The following is a 23,157-nucleotide window of genomic DNA, read 5'->3' as shown; positions in this document are numbered from 1 at the left end:
AGGAAGGGCCTGGGCCCGGTCGAGACGCGAGTCTCCCGGCCCAGGCCCTTTCTTTATGCCCGGAGAACGACGGCCGCGCGGGCGGAAGACCTGAGTGCCGGACCTGCGGGGCAGCAACGCAGGCGATCGATCGCGGGTCGGCGCCGGCGACGCGGGCAGAGGTGGGGCTCGGCTCCGATCTCGGCGGATCTTGGGCCGTGCCAAGGGAGACCCGCGAGGCCCGGCGAGATGCGGTTCTGCGCAGCGCCGTGGCGACATGCTCGAGCCTGCGGGCCGCGGCAGTGCGCCCAGCGTCGGGCACTGGCACAACCGCGGCGGCCTCCCGGCGCGAGCGCCCCGCCCACCCGCGTGCTCCAACCCCAAAGCCCACAACAAAAGGGCCGGGGCACACCGAGCCCCGGCCCTTCCTCCACGTCCAGCTCTACTTGAGCGCCGACCCGGCTTGCCAGTCGGCCCAGGACTTGGACCAGTCGCCGTACAGGTCCCACACCGGGAGCTGCGGCCCGCCGGAGTTGGTCACCTCCACCACGTCACCCAACCCCATGTTCTGGAAGAACCACTGGGCGTTCGCCCCGTTGAGGTTGATGCAGCCGTGGGACACGTTGGAACTTCCCTGCTGTCCCACGCTGTTCGGGTTCTCGTGGACGAACTCGCCGTCGTTCGAAATGCGCTCCGACCACTTCTCGTTGGACCTATACGCCTTCGGGTCGGGCGGGCAGACGCCGTACGTGCACGAGTCCATCGTGTAATTGGCCTGCTTGTCCGAAATGACGTGCGCGCCCAAATGGGTCGGCGTCGCGTCCTTGCCCATCGAGATCGGCATCGACTTGACCATCGCGCCGTTGTGGAAGATCTGCATCTGCTCGGTGTTCCCGTCCGCCTTCGCGATCCAGGAGTCGTGGACCTTGTACGTCTCCGAACGGTCCTCCGCGCCGAACACGCCGTTGCCGAAGTCGACGCCGTAGATCTTGGCCGTCACCTTCAGCGTCGTGCCCGCCTTCCAGTACTCCTTCGGCCGGTAGTGGACGTTCGAGTCGTCGATCCAGTACCAGCCGCCCTCCTGCTTCGGCGACGACTCCACCGTCAGGGCCTTCTCGACCGCCGCCTTGTTCTTCACGGCGATCTTGCCGAAGCTGAACACGATCGGCTGGCCCACACCCACACCCGTGCTCGCCACCGCGGACGGGGCCGGGATGAGGTTGGCGTTCGCCTGCTTCTTCGGCGCCAGCGTCGTGATCTGGTTGTCCTGCTCGATCGGCTTCCCGTCGGCGCCCTGGGCGTGCGCGACGATCTTGTACGTCGCCCCGTAACCCAGCGGCTCGGTCGACGTCCAGCTGGCCCCGTCGTCGGCCAGCTTGCCGGCGACCTTGTTCCCCTTCGCGGTGTTGGTCACCGTGACGTCGAGGAGCTTCCCGTTGGCCGCCTTCACCACCACCGGCGTCGCCGGGTTGACCCCGGTCCCGCCGGCGGGCTCGAACGACACCGCGACCGGGGTCGCCGACGCCGACGCGGACCCGGACGCGGGCGCTCCACCGGGTGAACCGCCGTCGTCACCGGACGAGCAAGCGGAAATCAGCAGTGCTCCGGCGAGGATTCCGGCCACCGAAAGTAAAATCTTCTTGGGGAGCATATTGTCTCTTTTTGGGAAATTGGGATCGGCGGGCATTCGTCAACAAAACTACGCGATAGCGATGACGTTCTTGGCGTCGGATCGGTGCATCGGCGTGACGCGGATCACGTCACGACGAGCCCCGGTGCTCCGTAGAGTCCGGCGCCGTCCACCGAGATCCCCTCGAGGAACTCGCGCGCGGCCGTGTACGCCTCCTCCGCCAGTGCTTCCGTGTGCCCGAAATCGAGCGGGTTCACACGCACCGGCGCCGGCCCCGGCAGGTACACCACCGGCACCTGCGCCGCGGCCAGCGGCGCTTCCAGCACGGCCTGGTTCCGCATGCTGATCATCGCGGTGAACATCATCACCTCGGCGAACGTCCGCGGCTCGCCCGGCAGCTTCCCCGGGAACGCGCAGTCGAGCACCACCAGCGACTTCGCGCCCATCGCCAGCGCCTGGCGCATCGGGACGTTCGCGACGAGCCCGCCGTCGTAGAGCAACCGGCCCTCGTGCTCCACCGGCGGGAAGATCCCCGGGATCGCGCAGCTGGCCAGCAACGGCTCGAGCAGTCGCCCGGACCGGATCAGCAGCGGCTCCGCCGTGTCGACCTGGGTGGTGACGACGCCGAGCGGCAGCGCCAGGTCCTCGAACCGCGTTTCGGCGCCGAGGTGGTCGGCGACGATCCCCGCCAGGCCGGAATTGGGGAACAGGTGCGTCTTGCTCTGCGTCAGCGTCCGGACCCGGCTCAGCACGCCGCCGGGGAACGCCTCGTCGCGCGTCATGTGCGCCCAGATGTCGTGCAGGCGCGCCAAGGCGTCGTCGCCGGGCTGGGCCAGCACGGCCGCGTTGAGGGAGCCGACCGACGTGCCGACGACGACGTCCGGGGCCACGCCGGCCTCGGTCAGCGCGCGCAGCATGCCGACCTGCATGGCGCCGAGGCTGCCGCCCCCGCCGAGGACGAACCCGACCGGCCGGGGAAGATCCGCGAGACTCATACCGCCGAATGTAGTAAGCCCGACTTTCGCAGGTCGTGCGGGCCGTGAAGACGGCGTTAACCTGCTGGCGTGGCCGAGCTGGAGCTGCGCCATCTCAGGGCCGTCCGCGCCGTCGCGGACGGCGGCAGTGTCAGCCGCGCCGCCACCGTTCTCGGCGTCAGCCAGCCCGCGCTCACCGCGCAGCTCAAGCGGATCGAGCGCATCCTCGGCGGCGAGCTGTTCGTCCGCGGCCCCAGCGGTGTCCGGCCGACCGAGCTCGGCCGGTTCGTGCTCGCCCGCGCCGACGCGCTGCTGTCCGACATGCAGGCCCTCGTCGCGTCCGCGCGGCGGCACGGCGAAACCGGCGCGGAAACGCTGAAGATCGGGTACGTGCCGCTGCTCATCATCGGCCGGTTCATCGAGGAGCTGGGGGAGCTGGACCTCGACGTCCAGACCTACGCCGAACCCGCGTCGCTGACGCTGCTGAAGCTCCTCTCGACCGGGCGGGTCGACGTCGCCCTGCTGGAACACTTCGACGGCACCGAGGCGCACCACTTCGCCGGGCTGACCGTGCGGACGCTCGCCACCGAGCCGATCTTCGTCGGCATCGCGCAGGGGCACCCGGCGATCCGCGACGGCGTCGTCGACCTCGCCGACCTGGCGGACTGCGACTGGATCCTGCCGCCGCCGCACGAAAACTGCGTGCGCGTGCGGTTCCTGCAGGCGTGCGCGGCGGCCGGGTTCAGCCCGCGCGTGCGGCACTTCACGTCGGAGGCGGGGACCGCGGGCACGCTGATCGCCCAGGGCGCCGTCTGCCTCGCGCAGGCGGCTTCGGCGCCGCCGCCCGGGCTGGTCGCGCTGCCGCTCGCCGGGGACCCGCTGTGGACGACCCTGCTGTTCGCCACGCGTGACGACGACGCCCGCACACCGACGACCGACAAGGTGTTCCGGTGCGCGGAAGTGGCGTATGCGGCGTCGCGGCAACGGAATCCGCATTTCGCGCGCTGGTGCCGGGACCACGCGCTCGCGGTCGCCCGGTAGGCGGCATAACGCCGGTGTTATCCCCGCTGGGATTACTGCCCGGCGCGGCGACGGGAGAGGCTCACGAAGTCCCCACCTGTTGCCGACAAGGAGCAACGAATGCGCTTCAGACGAGCAACGGCGCTCGGTGTGCTGTGCGCCGCCCTCACCGGCCTGCTCTCCCCGCCCGCGACCGCGGCACCCGAGGCCGCCACGACCCTGCCGATCAGCCAGCTGGTGCAGGAGCAGAACCAGTGGTGCTGGGCCGCCAGCGGCCTGACCATCGCGCGGTTCCTCGGCTACGGAACCAGCGTCAGCCAGAACACCTTCTGCGACTACTCCCGCGGCTACCCGGCCGGTGCGCAGTGCCCCAACCAGGCCGGCGAGCTGACCTGGGTGCAGCGCGGCTACCAGGCGCTCGGGCTGCGGCCCGGCACGGTGACCGGCGCGCTCAGCTTCGCGTCGGTGCAGAGCGAGATCACCGGCCGCCGCCCGATCGAGACGGGCATCTACTGGACCGCGGGCGGCGGCCACGCCCAGGTGATCTACGGCTACGACAGCAGCGGCCTCGTCTACTACGGCGACCCGTGGCCGAGCAGCCAGCGCTACAGCGCGATGGCGCACTCGAGCTACGTCCGCAATGGACAGTTCCAGTGGGCGCAGTCCCTCTACCGGATCGGGGCGTGACCATGAAGCTCTTCCGTGGATTCGCCGTCCTGCTCGCCGGTGCGGCACTCGCGCTCGGGTTCGGGGGCCAGGCTTCGGCTTCGTCGCCGTCGGATGAGGTCGTCGCGGCGGTCAAGTCGGCGGACGCGCAGCTTTCGGCGTTCTTCAGCCAGCTCGACCGGCGGGCGGGCGTCTCGCGCGCCGACGTCTCGCAAGTGCCCGAAGTGGACGGTGCGCCGGTGAGCGTCTATTCGCTCGATCCCGCGTTCGTCGCCGGGACGCCCGGGGCGAAGCCGGCGTCGTTCGCCTACTACGCGGTGCGGACGCGGGCCTCGACCGGCCGTCAGGCGACGGTGTGGGTGACCCGCGACGCGGCCGGCTGGACCGCGACCAACTTCACCACCGGCACCGAGGAGCTGACCTACCCGGCCCGCGCGGGTGGTGCCGAGGTGTTCACCGAACCGCAGGTCAACGCGTGGTACCGGATCCGCGACGGCCGCGTGCTGCCGCTCAACGACCCGGCCCGCGGCCGCGTGGGCGACGGCGTCACGGTGGCGGCGTACCAGCAGCTGGTGCACCGCCTGTACGGCGACAAGCTGCCCGGTTCGGCCTACCGGGCACAGGGCAAGCTCGGCGGGTACGACCTCGCCGCGACGCCGGCGCCGTCGCCCGCGCCGGGCACTGGATCCTGGCCGTTCGTCGCCGGTGGGGCGCTGCTGGCGCTCGGCTTGATCGGCTGGGCCACCGGCAAGGCGGCGCGCGCCCGCCGCTGACGCCGGGAGGGCTTTCCGGCAGCTGCCGCGAATGACTCATTCGGGACCTCCGAGGTCCCGAATGAGTCATTCGCGACCTCCGGGTGGGTCAGGGCACGCGCTCGGGCTCGGGTTCGGGCTCCGGCTCGGCCAGCGCCTTGCGCTTCTTCAAGCGCAGCAAGAAGAACACCGCGACCGCCGCGAGCACGCCGACCACGACCAGGCCGCCCGTGTTCAACGCGCCTTCGATGCGTTTCGCCGCTTCGCCCAGCGCCGCGCCGATGCTGATGTGGACCAGGGACCAGCAGAACGCGCCCGCCGCGGCGGCCGGGAGGAACTTGCGGAACGGCAGGCCCGACGTTCCCGCCGCGGCCGGGGTCAGCGTGCGGATCACCGGCAGGAACCGGGCGAAGAACACCGCCCACGTGCCGCGGCGTTCGAGGACGCCCGTCGCCTTGTCCCACGCGTCGAGGCCGTACTTGCGGATCAGCTTCGTCTCGCGCAGGCGGGGACCGAAGCGGCGGCCGATGAAGTAGCCGAGCGCGTCACCCGCCGTCGCGCAGAGCGTGACGACCGTCCACAGTGCCGCGAACCGCGCGACCGTGTTCGCCGTCGTCGCCGCGATGAGGAGCCCGGATTCGCCGGGGGCCAGGAAACCCAGCCCGATCGTGCATTCGGCGAACACGAGGCCGCCGGTCGCCGCGACGAGCCCCGGTTCCGGGAGTCCTTGCAACCAGCCGAGGAGGTCCGAAACCAGGGCCATGCCGCCACTTTACCGATCCTTTAAGGTCGGTGGGGTGACGTGCGTCACCGTGCCAGCAGCGACGCCGCTTCCTGGGCCGCGGGGCCTTCGGCCGCCAGGTGGGCCAGGTTCTCCGGGAGAACCTCGCCGCGGTGGGCCTTGGTCTGGGCGTAGAGCCGTCCCGCGCGGTAGGACGAGCGCACCAGCGGCCCGGCCATGACCCCGGCGAAGCCCATCGCCTCGGCGGCCTGGGAGTGCTCGACGAACTCCTCCGGCTTCACCCACCGGTCCACCGGGTGGTGCCGCGGCGAGGGACGCAGGTACTGCGTGATCGTCAGGATCTCGCACCCGGCGTCGACCAGATCCTGCATCGCCGGAGCCACCTCTTCAGGGGTCTCACCCATGCCCAGGATCAGGTTGGACTTCGTCACCAAACCGGCTTCACGCGCCTTCGTGATGACTTCCAGCGATCGCGCGTAGCGGAAGCCGGGGCGGATCCGCTTGAAGATCCGCGGCACCGTCTCCACGTTGTGCGCCAGGACCTCCGGCCGCGACCCGAACACCTCAGCCAGCTGAGCAGGGTCGGCGTTGAAGTCCGGGATCAGCAGTTCAACGCCGGTACCCGGGTTCAGCGCGTGGATCTGGCGGACAGTCTCGGCATAGAGCCAGGCGCCGCCGTCCTCAAGGTCGTCCCGGGCCACGCCGGTGACCGTCGAGTACCGCAACCCCATCGCCTGCACGGACTCCGCGACCTTCCGCGGTTCCGTGCGGTCGAGGGCGGCGGGCTTACCCGTGTCGATCTGACAGAAGTCACAACGGCGGGTGCACTGGTCCCCACCGATCAGGAACGTGGCCTCACGGTCTTCCCAGCACTCATAGATGTTGGGACACCCAGCCTCTTCACAGACCGTGTGCAAACCCTCGCGACGCACCAGACCCTTGAGTTCGGTGAACTCCGGACCCATCCGCACCCGCGTCTTGATCCACGACGGCTTCTTCTCGATCGGCGTCTCACTGTTGCGAACTTCCAGGCGCAGCAGCTTCCGGCCTTCAGGCGCAGCACTCACGCCCTCAACCGTACGCCCGTCCGGGCTACGCGGGGTCGGGGGTGACGCCCGTCAACTTGGCCGTGACGTCCCACAACGCGGACCCCAGCGACTCGCTGCGCGCGGCCGCGAGGGGCGGCACCTTCACGGGCCGTCCGCGCAGGTTTCCGAGCCCGCCGGGCGCGAAGTAGTCGCCGCCCTCGACGCCGTCGGCGGTGGCCGCGTACAGCTGCGGCAGGGCTCCCTGGCGGACGTTCTGCGCGAACAGCGCCTCGCCGATGCGGTGGGCGCCCGCGATCGCCGAACGGACCAGCGTGTTCGAGTACGAGCGGGCCATGCCGCTGCCGAGGCCGGTCGCCGTGTAGCCCGGGTGGGCCGCGACGCTGATGACGTCGCCGCCGGACGCGCGCAGCCGCCGGTCGAGTTCGAGCGTGAAGACCTGGTTCGCGAGCTTCGACTGCCCGTACGCGGCGGCCGCGTGGTAGCGGCGGTGCTCGCCGTTCGGGTCGTCGAGGTGGATCCGGGCGCCGACCGCGGCCAGGCTCGACAGCGTGACGACCCGGCCGCGGAGGGCGGGCATCAGCAGCCACGTCAGCGCCGCGTGGCCGAGGTAGTTGGTGCCGAACTGCAGCTCGAAGCCGTCGGCGGTGCGGCCGCGGGCGGTCGCCATCACGCCCGCGTTGTTGACCAGGACGTCCAGCGCGTCGCCGGTGCGCTCCCGCACCGACGCGGCCGCCGCGCGCACCGAAGCGAGCTCGCTCAGGTCCAGTGGGACGAGCTCCCGGTTCGGCGCCCGCGGCGGCCGTCTTGATGATGTCCAGTGCCTTCGCCCCGCGTTCGGCGGAGCGGCAGGCGAGGAACACGCGGGCCCCCTTGGCCGCGAGCACCTCGGCGGTGCGCAGGCCGAGCCCCGAATTCGCCCCGGTGACGACCACCGTGCGGCCGCTCTGGTCGGGGATGTCGGCGTCGGTCCAGCGCTCCGTCATGCGTGTACTAAACCCTGTTTACGCACTGGGCGCGAGCAGGCGCCGCAGGTGTCCCATGACGGGACGGCGGCGAGGTGTTTCCGAGCGGCTCGTGCGCAGCAGCGCCTCGAGCGCGTGGCCCACCTTGACGATCTCGTCGGCCGGTTCGCGCGGGTCGGCCAGCCCGGCCGTGACGGCGAGCATCCGCAGCTCACCCTCGTGCATCCGGCGCAGCGACGCGTACCGCTCGTAAGCGTGGTCGAGCACCTCGCGCAGGGCCTCGTGCTCCTCGACGGCGGCGCGCCACGCGCGGGTGACGGCGTCGACGTGGTCGCCGAGGCCGTCGGCGTCGTCCGGGTCGGTGACCTCGGCACGCAGGCGGCCGCTCAGCGTCCTCGTCCACTGGTACTGCAGCGCCAGCAGGACGTTCTCCTCGGTGCCGAAGTGCTCTTCGGCGCCGGGGACCTCCTCCAGCGGCAGCGGCTCGGCCGGGTTGCGGCCCGCCAGGCGGACGGTGGCTTCGAGGATTTCTTGACGTCGGTAGAAGTCGGTCCAGCTCATCGTGTGGCTCCCCTTCCGTGGCCCGGGTCATACCGCGGGTCTGCGGCATACTCCCGGTACGGACCTGACACGGCGAACATACCATGAGTATGGAGAGATCCTCCGGGCGTAAGGTTGTGAAGGTGGCGACAATGAGGTCCAGACGACTCGACTACTCCGAGTCGACGCGGTCGGCGCTGGTCGACAGCGCGGTGGAACTGTTCACGAAACGGGGCTACGCGGGCACGTCGCTCGACGAGATCGCCAAGCGCGCACGCGTGACGAAGGGTGCGCTCTACCACCACTTCAGCGGCAAGCAGGCCCTCTTCGAGGCCGCGTTCGACCAGGTCGAAAGCCTCGTCTACGACCGGCTCGACAAGATCGTGAACGGCGACGGCACGCCGTGGGAACGCGCGCTCGGCGGGCTCAACGCGTTCATCCGCGCCTGCCTCGACCCCGCCTACCAGCGGATCGCCATCCACGAGGCGCCGGTCGTGATGGGCTGGGAACGCTGGCGCGAAGCCGAGGAGCGGTGCAGCTTCGGGCTCGTGCGCTCCGGTCTGCAGTCCCTGATCGACGCGGGCGAGGTCGAGCCGGTGCCGGTCGAGGTCACCGCGCGGCTGCTGTTCGGCGCCCTGTCGAGCGCGGCGACCGAAATCGCCAGTTCGCCCGACCCGAAGAAGGTCGGCGCCGAGATCGAGGACGTCATCGTCCGCATGCTGGTCCGCCTGCGGCGCACGGAGCCCGACGTCTCTATAGGCTGATCTTCGTGGACTTGAGGATCTTCACCGAGCCCCAGCAAGGGGCCAGCTACGACGACCTGCTGCGCGTCGCCGAGGCGACCGAAGCCGCCGGGTACGACGCCTTCTTCCGCAGCGACCACTACCTGAAGATGGGTTCGGCCGACGGCCTGCCCGGCCCGACCGACGCCTGGATCACCCTGGCCGGCCTGGCCCGGGAGACCAACCGGATCCGGCTCGGCACGCTCGTCACGGCGGCGACGTTCCGGCACCCGGGTCCGCTGGCCATCTCGGTCGCGCAGGTCGACCAGATGTCCGGCGGTCGCGTCGAGTTCGGGCTCGGCGCCGGCTGGTACGACGCCGAACACGCGGCGTACGGCCTGACGCTGCCGCCGCTGAAGGAGCGCTTCGACCGCTACGCCGAGCAGCTCGAGATCGTCACCGGCCTGTGGAAGACGCCGCCGGGCTCGACGTACTCCTTCGCCGGGCGGTACTACACGCTGACGGACTCGCCCGCGCTGCCGAAGCCGGCGCAGCAGCCCGCGCCGCCGGTGATCATCGGCGGGAGCGGCAAGAAGCGCACCCCGGAGCTGGCCGCGCGGTTCGCCGACGAGTTCAACCTGCCCTTCGCCGACCCCGAGACGTCGGCGGCGCAGTTCGCTCGCGTCGAGGCGGCGGCGCGGGAGATCGGCCGCGACCCCAAGGAGATCCTGCGGTCGGTGGCGCTGACCATCGCCGTGGGACGCTCCGACGCGGAGGTCGGGCAGCGGGCTTCGGCGATCGGCCGGGACCTCACCGAGCTGCGCGCGAACGGCCTGGCCGGGACGCCCGCCGAGGTCGTCGACCGGATCGGGCAGTGGCGGGAGAAGACCGGGATCACCCGGCTCTACCTGCAGCTGCTGGACCTGTCGGACCTCGACCAGCTCGAGCTGATCGCGGCCGAGGTCGCCCCGCAGCTGGACTAGCGCCCCAAGGTGGCCTTCGGTGCGTCCGACGCACCGAAGGCCACCTTGGGTGCGTCAGACGCAACCAAGGCCACCTTGGGGCGCTTGGTCAGTTCTGCAGGGCGAAGGTGACGCCCGGCGCCTTCGGGGCCTCGGGGCGAGGCAGCCAGCGGTCCTCGCTCACCGGCAGGTCGCCTTCCAGCGCCGCCAGGACCGCGTCGCGGGCCAGCGGCAGCACCGCCTCCACGCTGACGTCGCGCTGCAGCTCGTACGACAGCGACGTCACGCCCGCGTCGCGGATGCCGCACGGCACGATGCTGTCGAACGCCTTCAGGTCCGCGTTGCAGTTGAGCTCGAAGCCGTGCATCGTCACGCCGCGCTGGACGCGGATGCCGATCGCCGCGATCTTGCGCTCGATGCCGCGGTCGTCGGCCGGGATCCAGACGCCGCTGCGGCCCTCGACCCGGCCGCTGTGCACGCCCAGCTGGTCGCACACGTGGATCAGCGCCTCCTCGAGCCGCCGCACGTAGTGGACGACGTCGATCGGGTCGCCGAGCTTGATGATCGGGTAGCCGACCAGCTGGCCGGGACCGTGCCAGGTGATCTTGCCGCCGCGGTCGACGTCGATCACCGGGGTGCCGTCCGTGGGCCGGTCGGCCGGCTCCGTGCGCTTGCCCGCGGTGTACACCGACGGGTGCTGCAGCAGGAGCATCGTGTCCGGCGCGGTGCCGTCGGCGCGGGCGGTGAGGTGGCTCCGCTGGAGCTCCCAGGCTTCGGTGTAGTCGATCGTGCCGAGTTCGCGGACGTCGACGGGCTCGGTGCTGGCGCGGCAGGAAGTGCGGGAAGGACTCACCCGTCGAGGCTACGCCCGTCACCCGGGGGAAGCAGCCGCAAGGCGCACGCTGAGAGCAGCCCGACACCCGTCACGGCCAGCACTGCGCCGATCGTGTCCGACACCCAGTGCACGCCGAGCAGGACCCGGCACAGCGCCGACAGCACCACGGCAACCGCCGAGGCCAGCGCGACGCGCTTGACGAGCCGCGGCCACAGCCACGCGCACAGCAGCACCAGCACGAACCCCGTGCTCGCCACCGACGTCACGTGCCCGCTCGGGTAGCTCAGGTCCGGGTAGTCGCGCGGGCGCTCCCGCAGGAAGAGCGGCTTGAACGCCAGGCTGGTCAGCCGGCACAGCACCAGCACGACGGCCAGCCGCACGCACAACCCCGTGTGCTGCCGCTGCCGCAGCGCCAAGGCGACCAGTGCCACGCCGAGGATCCAGGGGAGGACCGGGCCGAGGACGTCGCTGCCGATCTCGGCCGCCTTCCCGAGCGGCTGCGTGTAGACGCCGTGGAGGGCGCTGGCGACCTGGGAATCGAGCGTCAGCGGGTGCCGCGCGACGCCGAGGCCGAGCGCGACGAACGCCGCCGCCAGCGCGAACCCGACGACGAGCCAGCGCTTGAGCGGGACGGTCATGCCGCGGCGAGCGCGCTGTCCAGGGTCCGGTGGCGGAACTCGTACCCGGACCGCTCGAGCGCCGCCGGGACGGCCCGCTGCCCGAACAACGCCATCTCCTCGCCGGCCTGGCCGAGCACGGTCTTGAGCGCGATCCCGGGCACCCACCACGGCGCCGGCCGGTGCAGCGCCCGGCCGACCGCGCGGGTGAACTCGGCGTTCGTCACCGGCGCCGGGCCGGTGAGGTTCACCGGGCCCGCCAGGTCGTCGTGCGTCAGGACGTGCGCGATCGCGCCGACCTCGTCCTCGAGGGCGATCCACGGCATGAACTGGCGGCCGTCGCCGAGCCGCCCGCCCAGGCACAGCTGGAAGAGCGGGCGCAGCGTGCCGTACAGGCCGCCCTTCGCCGACAGCACCAGCCCGGTCCGGATGCGCACGACCCGCGCCTCGCCGGCCGCCGACGTCGCCCCTTCCCACGCTTCGCAGAGTTCGGCGAGGAACCCGCGCCCGCGCGGCGCCGACTCATCCACAATGGACGATCCGGCGTTCCCGTAGTACCCGACGGCGGAAGCGTTGACGAGCACCCCGACGCCGTGTTCGGCGACGGCTTCGGCGAGCACCTCGGTCGGCTCGACCCGGCTGTCGGTGAGCTCCTGCTTGCGCATCGCGCTCCAGCGGCCGGGGAACAACGGCTTGCCGCCCAGGTTCACGACGGCGTCCACGCCTTCGAAGGCACCGTCGGCGATGGTGCCGGACGGCGGGTCCCAGCGGAATTCCCCGCCGCCGCGCGCTTCCCGCCGCACCAGGCGGCGGACTTCGTGCCCGTCGCGCAGCAGGCGCTCGCCCAGCGCCGACCCGATCAAGCCGCTCGCTCCGGCGATGAGTACTCGCATGCTTCGATCGTTGCGCATCCGCTGCGCGAACGCACTCCCGGACACGGCGAAGGCCGCCACGGAAAAACCGTGGCGGCCTTCGTCAGCGGAGACTTCAGAGGCCGAGTTCGCCCTCGAAGTTGCCCTCTTCCAGGCGCTGCTTGATCGTCATCAGGAAGCGGCCCGCGTCGGCCCCGTCCACCAGGCGGTGGTCGTAGGTCAGCGGCAGGTACGCCATCGACCGGATGGCGATCGTGTCATTGCCGTCGGCGTCCGCGATGACCACCGGGCGCTTGACGACCGCGCCGGTGCCGAGGATGCCCGACTGCGGCTGCACGATGATCGGCGTGTCGAACAGCGCGCCGACGCTGCCGATGTTCGTGATCGAGAACGTGCCGCCCGACAGCTCGTCCGGCTTGATCTGGCCCGACCGCGCGCGGCCCGCCAGGTCGGCGATGCGGTGCGCGAGCCCGGCCAGGCTCAGCTCGCCCGCGTCGTGGATCACGACCGAGAGCAGCCCGCGCTCGGTGTCCACCGCGATGCCCAGGTGCACGGCGCCGTGGTAGGTGATCTCCTTCGTGTCCTCGTTGTAGGACGCGTTGACGTTCGGGTGCTGCTTGAGCGCCTCGACCGTGGCCTTCGCGAAGAACGGCAGGAACGTCAGGTTGACGCCCTCGCGCTCCTTGAAGGCCGCCTTCGCCCGCGAGCGCAGCTTGGCGATCTTCGTGACGTCGACCTCCTGGACCTGCGTGAGCTGCGCGGCGATCTGCAGCGACTCGCGGGTCTTGGTGGCCGTGATCTGGCGGATCCGGCTGGCCTTCTGGACCGTGCCGCGCAGCGCGGCCAGTTCCGGCGACACCGGCGCGGCCGGACGCGCGGCGGGCGCCGACGGGGCGGCCGCGGCGGCCGGGGCGGCGGCGGGCGCCGGGGCCTGCTGCTTCTGCTTCTCCTCGGCCGCGGCCAGGACGTCCTGCTTGCGGATCCGGCCGCCGACGCCGCTGCCGGTCAGCGACGCGAGGTCGATGCCGTGCTCGGACGCCAGCTTGCGGACCAGCGGCGTGACGTACGGGCCGTCCGCCGAGCCGTCCTTCGCCGCGGCGGCCGGGGCCGCCTGCGTCGCGGCCGAGGCCGGGGCGGCCTGCGGCTCGGGCTTCGGTTCCGGCTTGGGCTCGGGCTTGGCCTGCTGGACCGGCTCAGGCTTCGGCTCCGGCTTGGGTTCCGGCTTCGGCTCGGGCTTGGGCTCCGGCTTCGCCTCGGCCTTCGGTGCCGCGTTCGCGTCACCGATCACGGCCAGGACGCCGCCGACCTCGACGGTCTCGTCCTCGCCCGCGCGGATCTCCAGCACGGTGCCCGCCACCGGCGACGGCACCTCGGTGTCGACCTTGTCGGTGGAGATCTCGAGCAGCGGCTCGTCGACCTCGACCGAGTCGCCGACCGCCTTCAGCCACCGCGTGACGGTGCCCTCGGTGACGCTCTCGCCCAGCTCGGGCAGCTTCACCTCGGTGCCCTCACCACCGGCGGCCGGCGCGGTGTCCGGCTTGCTCGGCGCGCTGTCCTGGGCCTGCGGCTCCGGAGCGGACTCCTGCTGCGGCTCGGGCTGCTGCTCTTCCTGCGCCGGGGCGGCGGAGGCGGAGGACTCCGGCACGCCGCCGGTGCCGTCGTCGATCACGGCGAGCTCGCCGCCGACCTCGACGGTCTCGTCCTCCTGGGCGCTGATCTTCACGACCGTGCCCGCCACCGGGGAGGGCACCTCGGTGTCGACCTTGTCGGTCGAGATCTCGAGCAACGGCTCGTCGACCTCGACGGTGTCGCCCTCCTGCTTAAGCCACCGGGTGACGGTGCCTTCGGTGACGCTCTCCCCGAGCTTCCGGCAGTGTGACGGAGTAGGCCATCGTTCGCTGACTCCCTTTTCAAGATTCTGCGGTGTCTGGATTCTGCGGTCAGGACGTCAGCTGTGCACGTGCAGCGGCTTCCCCGCGAGGGCGAGGAACGCTTCACCGAGGGCCTCGGTCTGGGTCGGGTGGGCGTGGATGAGGGGCGCGACGTCCTCGGGGAAGGCCTCCCAGCTGTAGATCAGCTGCGCCTCGCCGATCAGCTCGCCGACGCGGTCGCCGACCATGTGGACGCCCACGACCGGGCCGTCCGGGGCCTTGACCAGCTTGACCCCGCCGGAGGTCTTGAGGATCTGGCTCTTGCCGTTGCCGCCGAGGTCGTAGGTGAACGTCGTGACGTCCGAGCCGTACTTGTCCTTGGCCTGCGACTCGGTCAGCCCGACCGACGCGACCTCCGGGTGCGAGTAGGTGACGCGCGGGATGCCGCTCTCGTCGATGACGCGCGGGTTCAGCCCGGCGATCTCCTCGGCGACGAAGATGCCCTGCTGGAAGCCGCGGTGCGCGAGCTGCAGGCCCGGGACGATGTCGCCGACGGCGTAGACGTTCGGCAGGTTGGTGCGCAGGCGGTCGTCGGTGAGGACGAAGCCGCGCTCGATCTTGACGCCGGCCTCCTCGTAGCCGTGGCCCGCCGAGTTCGGCCCGCGGCCGACGGCGACCAGCAGCAGGTCGGCGTCGATGGTCTCGCCGGACTCCAGCGAGACGCTCACGCCGTTGTCGTCCTGCTTCGCGCCGGTGAACTTCACGCCGGTCTTGAAGGCGATCTTGCGGCGGCGGAAGGCGCGCTCGAGCTGCTTGGACGCGAACTCGTCCTCGTTCGGGACCAGCCGCGGCAGCGCCTCGACGATGGTGACGTCCACGCCGAAGGAGGCCCAGACGCTGGCGAACTCGACGCCGATGACGCCGCCGCCCAGCACCACGACCTTCTTGGGGACGTAGTCGAGGGCGAGGGCCTGCTCGCTGGCGATGATGCGGCCGCCGAGCTCCAGGCCGGGCAGCGTGCGCGAGTACGAGCCGGTGGCGAGGATGACGTTCTTGCCGGTGTAGCGGGTGCCGTCCACCTCGACGGTCGTGCCGCCGACGAACGTGCCGCTGCCCTCGACGAGGTTCACCTTGTGCGCCTTGGCCAGGCCCTGCAGGCCCTTGTACAGGCGGGCGACGATCCCGTCCTTGTACTTGTTGACCCCGGCGATGTCGATGCCCTCGAAGGCGGCCTTGACGCCGACCGCCTCGGCTTCCCGGGTCTCGTCGGCGACCTCGGCGGCGTGCAGCAGGGCCTTGGTCGGGATGCAGCCCCGGTGGAGGCACGTCCCGCCCAGCTTGTCCTTCTCGATCAGCGTGACGGAAAGGCCCAGCTCGGCCGCGCGGAAAGCCGCGGCGTAGCCGCCCGATCCGCCTCCCAGGATCACAAGGTCGGCGGAGGTGTCGGTCACTTCAATAACTCCTCGGCAAGCGGTGGGGTGATGCTCTGTCGCCGCACGCGCCCGGTATAACCGCGCGCGCGACATCCGCCATCTTGTCACTACGCCGAACGGGACTGCGACCTAGCCGGGTGTGCGACACCGACCACACGCGGACATCGGGATAATGAGTGGCGTAGGTCTCGGGAGGGAAGGTGGTCGTGGTGGGGCTCTTCGACTCGCTGCGCAGGCGGGCCAAGGGTGGTCAGCGGGCCGGTACGCTGCGGAAAGCCAGCTCCGAGGACACCCGCCACCTCGACGAGTGGGCGAGCGCCCGCCGCGGCGTCGAGGCCTATGTGGAGCCCCGGACGAACGTCACGGAGACCACTGTGGTGTTGATCGCCCACGACGGCGAGTGGACCCGCCGCCGCATCGGCAGCCTCGAAGCGGCCCAGCAGTTCGGGCAGCGCCGGTCGATCCCGGTCTACGAGGTCGCGCGGGTCGGCTACCCGAAGCGCATGCGCGAGTACACCGAGCGCAAGAAGCGCGGCCAGGTCTAGAGCTCGATCCGCCCGACGACCTCGCCGTGGTGGGTCTGGCCCGTGGGCCGGAAGCCCAGCTTGAGGTAGAACCGTTCCGGGCCGTCGTCGCCCGGGAGCCACAGCACGGTCGCGAGGGTGTTGCCCCGTGTCCGGGCCTCGTCGAGGACGGTTTCGACGGCGAACTTGCCGTAGCCGCGGCCCTGGACGCAGGCGCCGACGTTGAGCCGCCAGATCGCGCAGCGGAAGAAGTCGAGCTCGGCCCCCGGGTCGAAGCGGCCCATCACGAAAGCGACGGGTTCGCCGTCGGCGGCGATCACCCGCGGCCAGGCGATCTCCGGCTGGGCGTACGCCTCGGCGAGCGAGACCGCGACGGGGGCGACGAACTTCTTCTGGTGCGGCTGGACGGCCAGCTGGCACGCGGCGGCGACGTTCTCGGGGGTGATCTTCTCCACGGTGAGGATGGTCACCGGGCCCAACCTAGCCTGCCTGGGCGAGCAGGGCGGCGTGGCGGACGAGCGCGGCCCGGAAGGACGCGTGGACGGTCGTGCCCAGGACCGGGTCGACTTCGATGATGTGCCCCGCCGACAGCAGCAGCACTGCCGGTTCCGCCAGGACCACCACCCCGTCCTCCGCGCGCAGGTCCGCCGTCCCCAGCAGGCGCGGGAAGACCACGTCCGGGGGCAGGCCATCACACGTGCGGAGGAACTCGCGGTGGTCCTCCGGCAGCTCCACCCCCAGCCGCAGCTCCGCCGAGCGGATCGCCGCCTCCGACGCCGGGGGAGGGAGGAGGGGCCGGCCGCGCAGGCGCATGATCTCCGCGACCAGCTCCGGCCACGTCCCGAGGTCCGGCGGATATCGCGAGTGCAACGCCGCGACCAGCGCGCCCGCGCACGTCCCGGCCCACTCACCCCAGCCCAGCGGGTCCGCCCCGGCGACCAGTGCCGGGGCCAGCGACCGCGTCGCGGCCAGCGTCGCGACGTCCGGGTGCGGGCCCACCGAAGCCGCCCAGCGAGCCAGGTCCCCGTCGGCCAAGGCCGTGCGGATTCGGTCCGGGCGCGCGGACGCGACGTGCTTGACCACCTCCGCGACCGGCCCCGGCGGGAGGACACCCTCCAAATCGGACACCGGCTTGCGCAACGAAGCCGTGTGCGCGCGCTCTTCCGCGTCGAGATCCACCGGCGGCAGGCCCTCGGCCCACTCCGGACGCCCGCCCCGCGCCTCGAACAGCATCGCCCACGCCCTGGCCCGCACCGGGTCGGCGGCCAGCGCGGTCACCGGCCGTTCGGTCCGGGCCAGCCACTGCGTGACCAGCCGGTCCGCTTCGTCGAAGGCGCCGGAGACCGCGAGCAGCAACGCCGCGTAACCGACTTGGTCGTCGACGCGCGCCTCGGGCGCCGTCAGGACGTCGCGGACCGCCGCTTCGAGGTAGTCCTGCACCTCACCGACCCTAGCCGAGCGCCTGCTTCGCGCCCGGGTGCAGCGGGACCGGGTCCGTCTGCGTCGCCAGCTGCTTCGACATCTCCTTCGCCGCCGGGTGGACCTTCGCCAGCTCCGCCTGCTTGTCGAAGATCAGCTTCGTGATCGCGCACGCGTTGCCCGCCGGGAAGTCCTCGCGCACCAGCAGCAGGTTCGGCACCACCACCGTCGGGACGTCCGACGGCTGCGCGTACGTCGCCGCCGGGATCGTCCCCTGGTCGTAGACCGGGTTGACCTCCTTCAGCTTCGGCAGCAACGGCGTGATGTCGAGGAACTTGACCTTGCCCTTCATGGCCGTGGTGATGTCGGTGATCTGCGCGGTCGGCAGGCCGCCGGACCAGACGAGCCCGTCGAGCGTGCCCGCCTTCATCCCGTCCGCGGTCTTCGCGAGGTCGAGCCGCTGCGCCTGGACGTCGGTGTCCGGCTTGAGGCCCGCCGCCTGCAGCAGGCGGTTCGCGATCACCTCGGTGCCCGACTTCGGCGAGCCCGTCGAGATCCGCTTGCCCTTCATGTCGGCGACGCTGTTGATGCCGGCGTCGCTGCGGACCAGGACCTGCGTCGAGTTCGGGTAGATCCGGGCCAGCGCCTGGATCTTCTGCGGCTTGCCGTCGAAGGAACCCTTGCCGTTCACCGCGTCCGCCGCGGTGTCGGCCAGCGAGAACGCGACGTCATAGTTGCCCGCCACCAGCTGCTGGATGTTCTGCACCGACGCGCCGGTTTCGGCGGCGGTCGCGCGCAGCTTCGTGTTGTTGCTGATCAGCTGGGCCAGCCCGCCGCCCAGCACGTAGTACACGCCACCGCTGTTGCCGGTGGCGATGGTGATCCGGCCGTCGGCGGTCTCGCAGGACCCCGAGCCACTCGGCGCGGCGGAGTCCGTCTGCTGCTTCCCGCCGCAGCCCGTGACGGCCAGAGCGAGTACCGCGACGGCGGCCAATGCGCGTTTCATGCTGTCCTCCTCGTGATCACGGCGTGGGCGAGCACGGCGACGACACCGAACGCGGCGCCCACCGCGATCGGCACCGGCTCCAGGTAGAGCAGGCAGAGAGCGGCCGGGACGAACAGCAGCCGCACGGGCAGGCGCACCGGCCCGAACAGCCAGCCGCCGGTCACCACGGCCAGCGCGGCGACGGCCACCGCGGACACCGCCGCCACCCACAGCACGGTGAGCGCGTCGGACTCCAGCAGCAGCGCGGCGCCGTTGTCGGTGAGCACGAAGGCGATCGGCACCAGGAACGCGGGCAGCGTGTACTTCCAGCACTGCCACATGGTGCCGAGCACCGAGCCGCCGGTGATCGCGGCCGAAGCGACGGCTGCCAGCGCGGTCGGCGGCGTCACTTCGGAAAGCACCGCGTAGTAGAAGATGAACATCGCGCGCTCGGCGTCGGCGACGCCCAGCGTTTCCAGCGCGGGCCCGATGACGACCCAGGCGATGATGAAGCTCGCCGTGACCGGCACGGCCAGCCCCAGCACGCCGACGGCGACCGCCGAGAGCAGCACGGTCAGGATGAGGATCACCGTGCCGTTGTCGGTGAGCAGCCCGGCCAGTTCGACGAGCGCGTCGGCGAGCTCGAGGCCGAGGCCGGTCTTGGTGATGGTCGAGGTGATGACTCCGGCCGCCGCGCACACCGCGATGACCGGCAGCGCCCCGCGCACCCCGGCCGAAAGCGCGTCGACCATGTCCTTGGCCCAGCCCTTGACATCGTGGCGGCGGGCGATGAGCGCGAACAGCGCGGCGACGCCGGTGGCGTAGACGACCGCGGCGAACGGCGGGATGTCCAGGGCCAGGAACACGACGATGATGGCCAGCGACAGGAAGTGGTAACCGCCGCGCAGCAACAACTTCCACGGATCACCGCGGGGGACGTCGACCGGCTCGGCCTTGAAGCGCCGCGCGTCGGCCTCCATCGCGAACACGATGCCGAGGTAGTAGAGCAGCGTCGGCACGGTCGCCCAGATCAGCACGGTCAGGTACGACGTCTGCAGGTACTCGGCGATGATGAAGGCCGCGGCGCCCAGCGTCGGCGGCGAAAGGATCGCGCCGATGCCCGACGCGGCGAGCAGCCCGCCCGCGTTTTCCCTGGGGTAGCTGGCTTTCTTGAGGATCGGCCAGGTGATCGAGCCGAGGCTGACGGCGGTCGCCGTGCCGGAACCCGAGACCGTGCCGAGCAGGAATCCCGACAGGACGGTCGTGCGGCCGGGCGCGGTGCGGGACTTGCGGAACGCCGCGAACGAGATGTCCACGAAGAACTGGCCGGCACCGGAGGCGTTGAGCACCGCGCCGTAGAGGGTGAACAGCACGATGTAGCTGCCCGCGACGTCCAGCGGGGTGCCGTAGAAACCGCTGGCGTCGTTGAAGAGCGCGTTGACGATCTGGCTGAAGTCGATCCCGGCGTGCGCGATGCCCCAGTTCTGCGGGAGGTAGCCGCCGTAGTAGGCGTAGGCCAGGAAGAGCAGGCAGACGATCGGCAGCACCAGCCCGGTCGTGCGGCGGGTGGCTTCCAGGATCAGGACCAGCAGCAACGCGCCCGCGACGATGTCCAAGGGCGACAGGATGCCCTGGCGGTTCAGGAAGTCGTCATACCCGGTCAGGACGGGGTAGAGGCCGACGGCGAGCGCGACGACGGCCAGCGCCCAGTCCACCGGGCCGGGGTCCTCGCTCGCGCGGATCCGCGGCCGGTAGCAGAGGAACACCAGCGGCAGCGTGCAGCCGAGGAAGAGCACCAGGTAGAACTGGTTGCCCTTGGCGAAGGGGAAGAAGACCTGCTTGAGCACCAGCACGGCGACGGCCAGCGCGACGAAGTAGACGACGCGGTCCGGAATCCGGGACAGCTTCCGCGCCGGGCGTTCCTCGTCGTGCTCGGCGGCGATTTCGGCAGGGGATTCACGGTCCACCGGCTCGGTCGTCACCCGGCCACCGTACGGTGTCGCGGATCACATCGAAAGCGGCAATTCGATCACCTGCCCCAAGCGCCCCAATGTGGCATTGGGTGCGTCCGACGCACCCAATGTGGCGTTCGGTGCGTCCAACGCACCGAACGCCACATTGAGGTTTTCTCAGTAGCGTCCGTGGTGTTCGTGGTGGGTGAGGACGAGTGCTGCTTGGACGATGTGGCCGATGCGGTGGGGGCAGAGGCTGATGTGGTGGAGTGCGCGCCAGCGGGTTTTGAGGATGGCGATGGCGCGTTCGCCGAGGGCTCGTGCTCGTGATTGCAGCAGGTTGTAGACCCGCTGACGAGGGCCTAAAGGTGGTTGACCTGCGGCTTTCTTGATCGGGGTGTGGATGCCGGTACCGGCTGAGTGGTAGGCCTTGTCGGCCAGGGTCGGCAGGCCCTGCCCGGCGGCGGCGGTCAGGGCGCCGACGATGTCCAGGTCGCGGGCGGCGGAGAGGTCGTTGCGGGAGCCGGGCAGCACCGCCGAGACCCAGAGCGGGAATCCGTCGGGGGTGGCCAGGAACTGGATGTTGCCGCCGAAGGCGCGGTGCTTGCCGGAGTACCACAGGTGCACGGTGGCGCCGCGGTTGCGGCCTTTGGTTTTGATGGTGGTCGCCGCGACCCGGTCACAGGGGATCAGGGTGCCGTCGAGGATGACGTGGGTGTCGCCGGTGGCGCGGCGTTCGTGCAGGACCTGGTGCAGGTCCGGGGCGTGGGCGGCCAGGGCGGTGATCGCTTCGTGCAGGTAGCGGTAGGCGGTAGCCACGCTGATGCGGTGGTCGGTGGCGAGGCGGTGGATTGGGGTGGCGTCGCGGAACCAGCGCAGCACCAGCACCGCCTGCCGGTACGGGGTCAGGGCCCGCCGGCCCCGGCGTGTGCCACGACGCCGGCGTTCGGTGCGCAACACATCGGAGACGAACCAGACCAGCTCGCGCGCCACATCGAGCGTGGCACCATAATCGATCACGTGGGGCCTCTGGAACCTCGGACTTGATCTTCGCAAATCCAGTCCTACCAGGGGCCCCACGCCCACATCTCAAGGCACGCGCACCCACTACTGAGAAAACCTCATTGGGGCGCTTGGGAGCGGGGTCAGCCGTTGGCGGCGATGTCCGCCAGGACCGCGGCGATCGTGCGGACCGGGACACCCGTGCCGCCCTTGCCGGTGTAGCCCCACGGGGAACCCGTGTTGAACGACGGGCCCGCGATGTCGATGTGGACCCAGTCGAGGCCGTCGGCGACGAACTCGCGCAGGAAGATCCCGGCCGCGAGCATGCCGCCCCAGCGGTGGCCCGTGACGTTGGCCAGGTCGGCCAGCCGCGAGTCGAGGTCGGCGCGCAGCTCCTCCGGCAGCGGCATCGGCCAGCCGTTCTCGCCGGTGGCCTGCATGATCGCGGCGACGCGGTCGCGGAAGTCGTCCGAGCCCATGACACCCGCGGTGCGGTTGCCGAGCGCGACGACCTGGGCGCCGGTCAGCGTCGAGGTCTCGATGAGGTAGTCCGGGTTCTCCTCGGCCGCGCGGACCATCGCGTCGACCAGGACGAGCCGGCCTTCGGCGTCGGTGTTGAGGACCTCGACGGTCTTGCCGCCGTACATGGTCAGCACGTCGCCCGGGCGGTACGACGTCCCGGACGGCAGGTTCTCCGCCAGCGGGATGTGCGCGACGACTTCCAGGGGGTACTTCAGCTTCGCGGCCAGCACCACGGACGCCAGCACGCCGGCCGCGCCGGACATGTCCGAGGTCATGTGGTCCATGTTCGCGGCGGGCTTGAGCGAGATGCCGCCGGAGTCGAACGTGATGCCCTTGCCGACGAGCGCGACCTTCTTGGCGGCCTTGGCCGGCTTGTAGGCCAGGCGCAGCAGCCGCGGCGGGCGGGACGAGCCGCCGCCGACGCCGAGGATGCCGCCGAAGCCCTTGCGCTTCAACGCCTTCTCGTCGAGGACCTCGAACTCGAGGCCGTTGTCCTCGGCCAGCTTCTTCGCGCGGTCGGCGAAGGATGCCGGGTACAGGTCGTTCGGCGGGGTGTTGATCAGGTCGCGGGCGACGAGGACGGCCTCGGCGATGGTGCCCGCCGCCTTCAGCGTCGCCTTGTGCTCGCGGGCGGTGCCCGCCGACGGGCTCGCGAAGTCGACCTTCGCGACCGGGGCGTCGCCCTTCTCGGAGCGGTAGGCGGTGAAGACGTACGAGCCGAGGATCGTGCCCTCGACGGCGGCCTGCAGGTCGAGCTCCGACAGCGTGACCAGCGCGCGGTCGGTGCCGGCCAGCGCGCGCCCGGCGGCGCCCGCGGCGCGGCGGACCTGCTCGGGGGTGACGGCGTCGCCCTCCTTGCCGAGGCCGACGGCGAGCACGACGCCCGCGGGCAGCTTGCCCAGCGTCGGGACCTTGACGACCTCTTCGGCCTTGCCGCTCGCGCCGAGGGTGGCGAGCAGGCCGGCGAGGCGGCCGTCGAAGGCGGCGTCCACGGCGGCGGCGCCGGCCGCGAGCAGCGGGCCGTCCTCGCCCTGCAGGGTGCCGATGACGACCACGTCGGCGCGCGTCTTGGCCAGTGCCTCCCCGGTGTTGTCGGACAGGGCGAGCTTAGGCACGGTCACTTCTGG

The 23,157-nt window shown here is 71.2% G+C and carries 21 protein-coding genes and 2 pseudogenes; 6 read left to right on the top strand and 17 right to left on the bottom strand.

Annotated elements, in window-relative coordinates; translation table 11 throughout:
- Positions 1–421 precede the first annotated feature (421 nt).
- Positions 422–1,630: a L,D-transpeptidase gene (locus tag QP939_RS51740; RefSeq protein ID WP_285454362.1), complete on the bottom strand. Its 1,209-nt coding sequence runs from the start codon at positions 1,628–1,630 to the stop codon at positions 422–424.
- Positions 1,631–1,734: 104 nt separating this feature from the next.
- The gene (locus tag QP939_RS51735; protein WP_285454361.1) at positions 1,735–2,604 is read right to left on the bottom strand and encodes a patatin-like phospholipase family protein; all 870 of its coding nucleotides are present in this window, start codon (positions 2,602–2,604) and stop codon (positions 1,735–1,737) included.
- A 69-nt stretch (positions 2,605–2,673) separates the two neighbouring features.
- Between QP939_RS51735 and QP939_RS51730 the strand changes: the two genes are divergently transcribed.
- The 3 genes from QP939_RS51730 (at position 2,674) to QP939_RS51720 (ending at position 5,042) form a co-directional block, all read left to right on the top strand.
- Positions 2,674–3,624: a LysR family transcriptional regulator gene (locus QP939_RS51730; protein WP_285454360.1), complete on the top strand. Its 951-nt coding sequence runs from the start codon at positions 2,674–2,676 to the stop codon at positions 3,622–3,624.
- A 99-nt stretch (positions 3,625–3,723) separates the two neighbouring features.
- The gene (locus tag QP939_RS51725; protein ID WP_285454359.1) at positions 3,724–4,290 is read left to right on the top strand and encodes a papain-like cysteine protease family protein; all 567 of its coding nucleotides are present in this window, start codon (positions 3,724–3,726) and stop codon (positions 4,288–4,290) included.
- A gap of 2 nt (positions 4,291–4,292) precedes the next feature.
- Entirely contained in the window at positions 4,293–5,042 is a 750-nt protein-coding gene (locus tag QP939_RS51720; RefSeq protein ID WP_285454357.1) for a hypothetical protein, read from the top strand.
- Positions 5,043–5,130: 88 nt separating this feature from the next.
- Here QP939_RS51720 and QP939_RS51715 read toward each other — a convergent pair whose 3' ends face one another.
- The 4 genes and pseudogenes from QP939_RS51715 to QP939_RS51700 form a co-directional block, all read right to left on the bottom strand.
- A complete protein-coding gene (locus tag QP939_RS51715; RefSeq protein ID WP_285454355.1) occupies positions 5,131–5,784 on the bottom strand; it encodes a DedA family protein in 654 nt (217 codons plus the stop codon).
- 44 nt (positions 5,785–5,828) lie between these two features.
- A complete protein-coding gene (lipA, locus tag QP939_RS51710) occupies positions 5,829–6,830 on the bottom strand; it encodes a lipoyl synthase (RefSeq protein WP_285454354.1) in 1,002 nt (333 codons plus the stop codon).
- Positions 6,831–6,855: 25 nt separating this feature from the next.
- Positions 6,856–7,795 (bottom strand): annotated as a pseudogene (locus QP939_RS51705) (oxidoreductase).
- Between the two features lie 18 nt (positions 7,796–7,813).
- The gene (locus QP939_RS51700) at positions 7,814–8,335 is read right to left on the bottom strand and encodes a hypothetical protein (protein WP_285454352.1); all 522 of its coding nucleotides are present in this window, start codon (positions 8,333–8,335) and stop codon (positions 7,814–7,816) included.
- Positions 8,336–8,466: 131 nt separating this feature from the next.
- On the opposite strand from QP939_RS51700, the gene QP939_RS51695 reads away from it, so the two are divergent.
- Both QP939_RS51695 and QP939_RS51690 read left to right on the top strand, forming a co-directional pair.
- Positions 8,467–9,078 (top strand): TetR/AcrR family transcriptional regulator, encoded by a 612-nt coding sequence (locus QP939_RS51695; protein ID WP_285454350.1) that lies wholly within the window; start codon positions 8,467–8,469, stop codon positions 9,076–9,078.
- Positions 9,079–9,083: 5 nt separating this feature from the next.
- Entirely contained in the window at positions 9,084–10,019 is a 936-nt protein-coding gene (locus tag QP939_RS51690; RefSeq protein WP_285454349.1) for an LLM class F420-dependent oxidoreductase, read from the top strand.
- 88 nt (positions 10,020–10,107) lie between these two features.
- Here QP939_RS51690 and lipB read toward each other — a convergent pair whose 3' ends face one another.
- The 5 genes and pseudogenes from lipB to lpdA all read right to left on the bottom strand — a co-directional run bounded on the left by lipB (position 10,108) and on the right by lpdA (position 15,644).
- Positions 10,108–10,851, bottom strand: coding sequence for a lipoyl(octanoyl) transferase LipB (lipB, locus tag QP939_RS51685; protein ID WP_285454348.1), 744 nt, complete (start codon positions 10,849–10,851; stop codon positions 10,108–10,110).
- Positions 10,848–11,471, bottom strand: a complete 624-nt coding sequence (locus QP939_RS51680; protein WP_285454346.1) for a phosphatase PAP2 family protein — start codon at positions 11,469–11,471, stop codon at positions 10,848–10,850. Before QP939_RS51680 ends, lipB begins: the two co-directional genes overlap by 4 nt.
- Positions 11,468–12,343, bottom strand: a complete 876-nt coding sequence (locus QP939_RS51675) for a TIGR01777 family oxidoreductase (RefSeq protein WP_285454344.1) — start codon at positions 12,341–12,343, stop codon at positions 11,468–11,470. The genes QP939_RS51680 and QP939_RS51675 overlap by 4 nt, the downstream gene beginning before the upstream one ends.
- A 94-nt stretch (positions 12,344–12,437) precedes the next feature.
- A pseudogene (gene sucB / locus QP939_RS51670) lies at positions 12,438–14,214 on the bottom strand (2-oxoglutarate dehydrogenase, E2 component, dihydrolipoamide succinyltransferase).
- A gap of 56 nt (positions 14,215–14,270) precedes the next feature.
- A complete protein-coding gene (gene lpdA, locus QP939_RS51665; protein ID WP_285454343.1) occupies positions 14,271–15,644 on the bottom strand; it encodes a dihydrolipoyl dehydrogenase in 1,374 nt (457 codons plus the stop codon).
- A gap of 182 nt (positions 15,645–15,826) precedes the next feature.
- Here lpdA and QP939_RS51660 point away from each other — a divergent pair, with 182 nt between their 5' ends.
- Positions 15,827–16,171, top strand: coding sequence for an oxidoreductase (locus QP939_RS51660; protein ID WP_285454342.1), 345 nt, complete (start codon positions 15,827–15,829; stop codon positions 16,169–16,171).
- On the opposite strand, the gene QP939_RS51655 is transcribed toward QP939_RS51660, so the two are convergent.
- The 6 genes from QP939_RS51655 to QP939_RS51630 form a co-directional block, all read right to left on the bottom strand.
- Entirely contained in the window at positions 16,168–16,620 is a 453-nt protein-coding gene (locus QP939_RS51655; protein WP_285454341.1) for a GNAT family N-acetyltransferase, read from the bottom strand. The two genes, QP939_RS51660 and QP939_RS51655, sit on opposite strands and share 4 nt — an antisense overlap.
- 10 nt (positions 16,621–16,630) lie before the next feature.
- Entirely contained in the window at positions 16,631–17,590 is a 960-nt protein-coding gene (locus QP939_RS51650; RefSeq protein ID WP_285454340.1) for an SMI1/KNR4 family protein, read from the bottom strand.
- Between the two features lie 10 nt (positions 17,591–17,600).
- On the bottom strand, positions 17,601–18,575 hold the full coding sequence (locus tag QP939_RS51645; protein WP_285454339.1) for a TAXI family TRAP transporter solute-binding subunit: 975 nt from the start codon (positions 18,573–18,575) through the stop codon (positions 17,601–17,603).
- Positions 18,572–20,536, bottom strand: coding sequence for a TRAP transporter permease (locus QP939_RS51640; protein ID WP_285454338.1), 1,965 nt, complete (start codon positions 20,534–20,536; stop codon positions 18,572–18,574). Before QP939_RS51640 ends, QP939_RS51645 begins: the two co-directional genes overlap by 4 nt.
- Before the next feature lie 147 nt (positions 20,537–20,683).
- Positions 20,684–21,526, bottom strand: coding sequence for a transposase family protein (locus tag QP939_RS51635; protein WP_285454337.1), 843 nt, complete (start codon positions 21,524–21,526; stop codon positions 20,684–20,686).
- A 125-nt stretch (positions 21,527–21,651) separates the two neighbouring features.
- The gene (locus QP939_RS51630) at positions 21,652–23,151 is read right to left on the bottom strand and encodes a leucyl aminopeptidase (protein ID WP_285454336.1); all 1,500 of its coding nucleotides are present in this window, start codon (positions 23,149–23,151) and stop codon (positions 21,652–21,654) included.
- Positions 23,152–23,157: the final 6 nt, after the last annotated feature.

Origin of the sequence: Amycolatopsis nalaikhensis (genome assembly GCF_030264295.1) — a bacterium.
GTDB classification, from domain to species: domain Bacteria; phylum Actinomycetota; class Actinomycetes; order Mycobacteriales; family Pseudonocardiaceae; genus Amycolatopsis; species Amycolatopsis nalaikhensis.
This window is presented reverse-complemented; position numbering and strand designations above follow the sequence as displayed.

Bases quoted from the DNA above. Each gene is read 5' to 3' on its own strand.
- QP939_RS51645 (WP_285454339.1), bottom strand. From the start codon at position 18,575: ATGAAACGCGCATTGGCCGCCGTCGCGGTACTCGCTCTGGCCGTCACG.
- QP939_RS51740 (WP_285454362.1), bottom strand. From the start codon at position 1,630: ATGCTCCCCAAGAAGATTTTACTTTCGGTGGCCGGAATCCTCGCCGGA.
- QP939_RS51700 (WP_285454352.1), bottom strand. From the start codon at position 8,335: ATGAGCTGGACCGACTTCTACCGACGTCAAGAAATCCTCGAAGCCACC.
- QP939_RS51735 (WP_285454361.1), bottom strand. From the start codon at position 2,604: ATGAGTCTCGCGGATCTTCCCCGGCCGGTCGGGTTCGTCCTCGGCGGG.
- QP939_RS51725 (WP_285454359.1), top strand. From the start codon at position 3,724: ATGCGCTTCAGACGAGCAACGGCGCTCGGTGTGCTGTGCGCCGCCCTC.
- QP939_RS51695 (WP_285454350.1), top strand. From the start codon at position 8,467: ATGAGGTCCAGACGACTCGACTACTCCGAGTCGACGCGGTCGGCGCTG.
- QP939_RS51720 (WP_285454357.1), top strand. From the start codon at position 4,293: ATGAAGCTCTTCCGTGGATTCGCCGTCCTGCTCGCCGGTGCGGCACTC.
- QP939_RS51675 (WP_285454344.1), bottom strand. From the start codon at position 12,343: ATGCGAGTACTCATCGCCGGAGCGAGCGGCTTGATCGGGTCGGCGCTG.
- QP939_RS51680 (WP_285454346.1), bottom strand. From the start codon at position 11,471: ATGACCGTCCCGCTCAAGCGCTGGCTCGTCGTCGGGTTCGCGCTGGCG.
- QP939_RS51715 (WP_285454355.1), bottom strand. From the start codon at position 5,784: ATGGCCCTGGTTTCGGACCTCCTCGGCTGGTTGCAAGGACTCCCGGAA.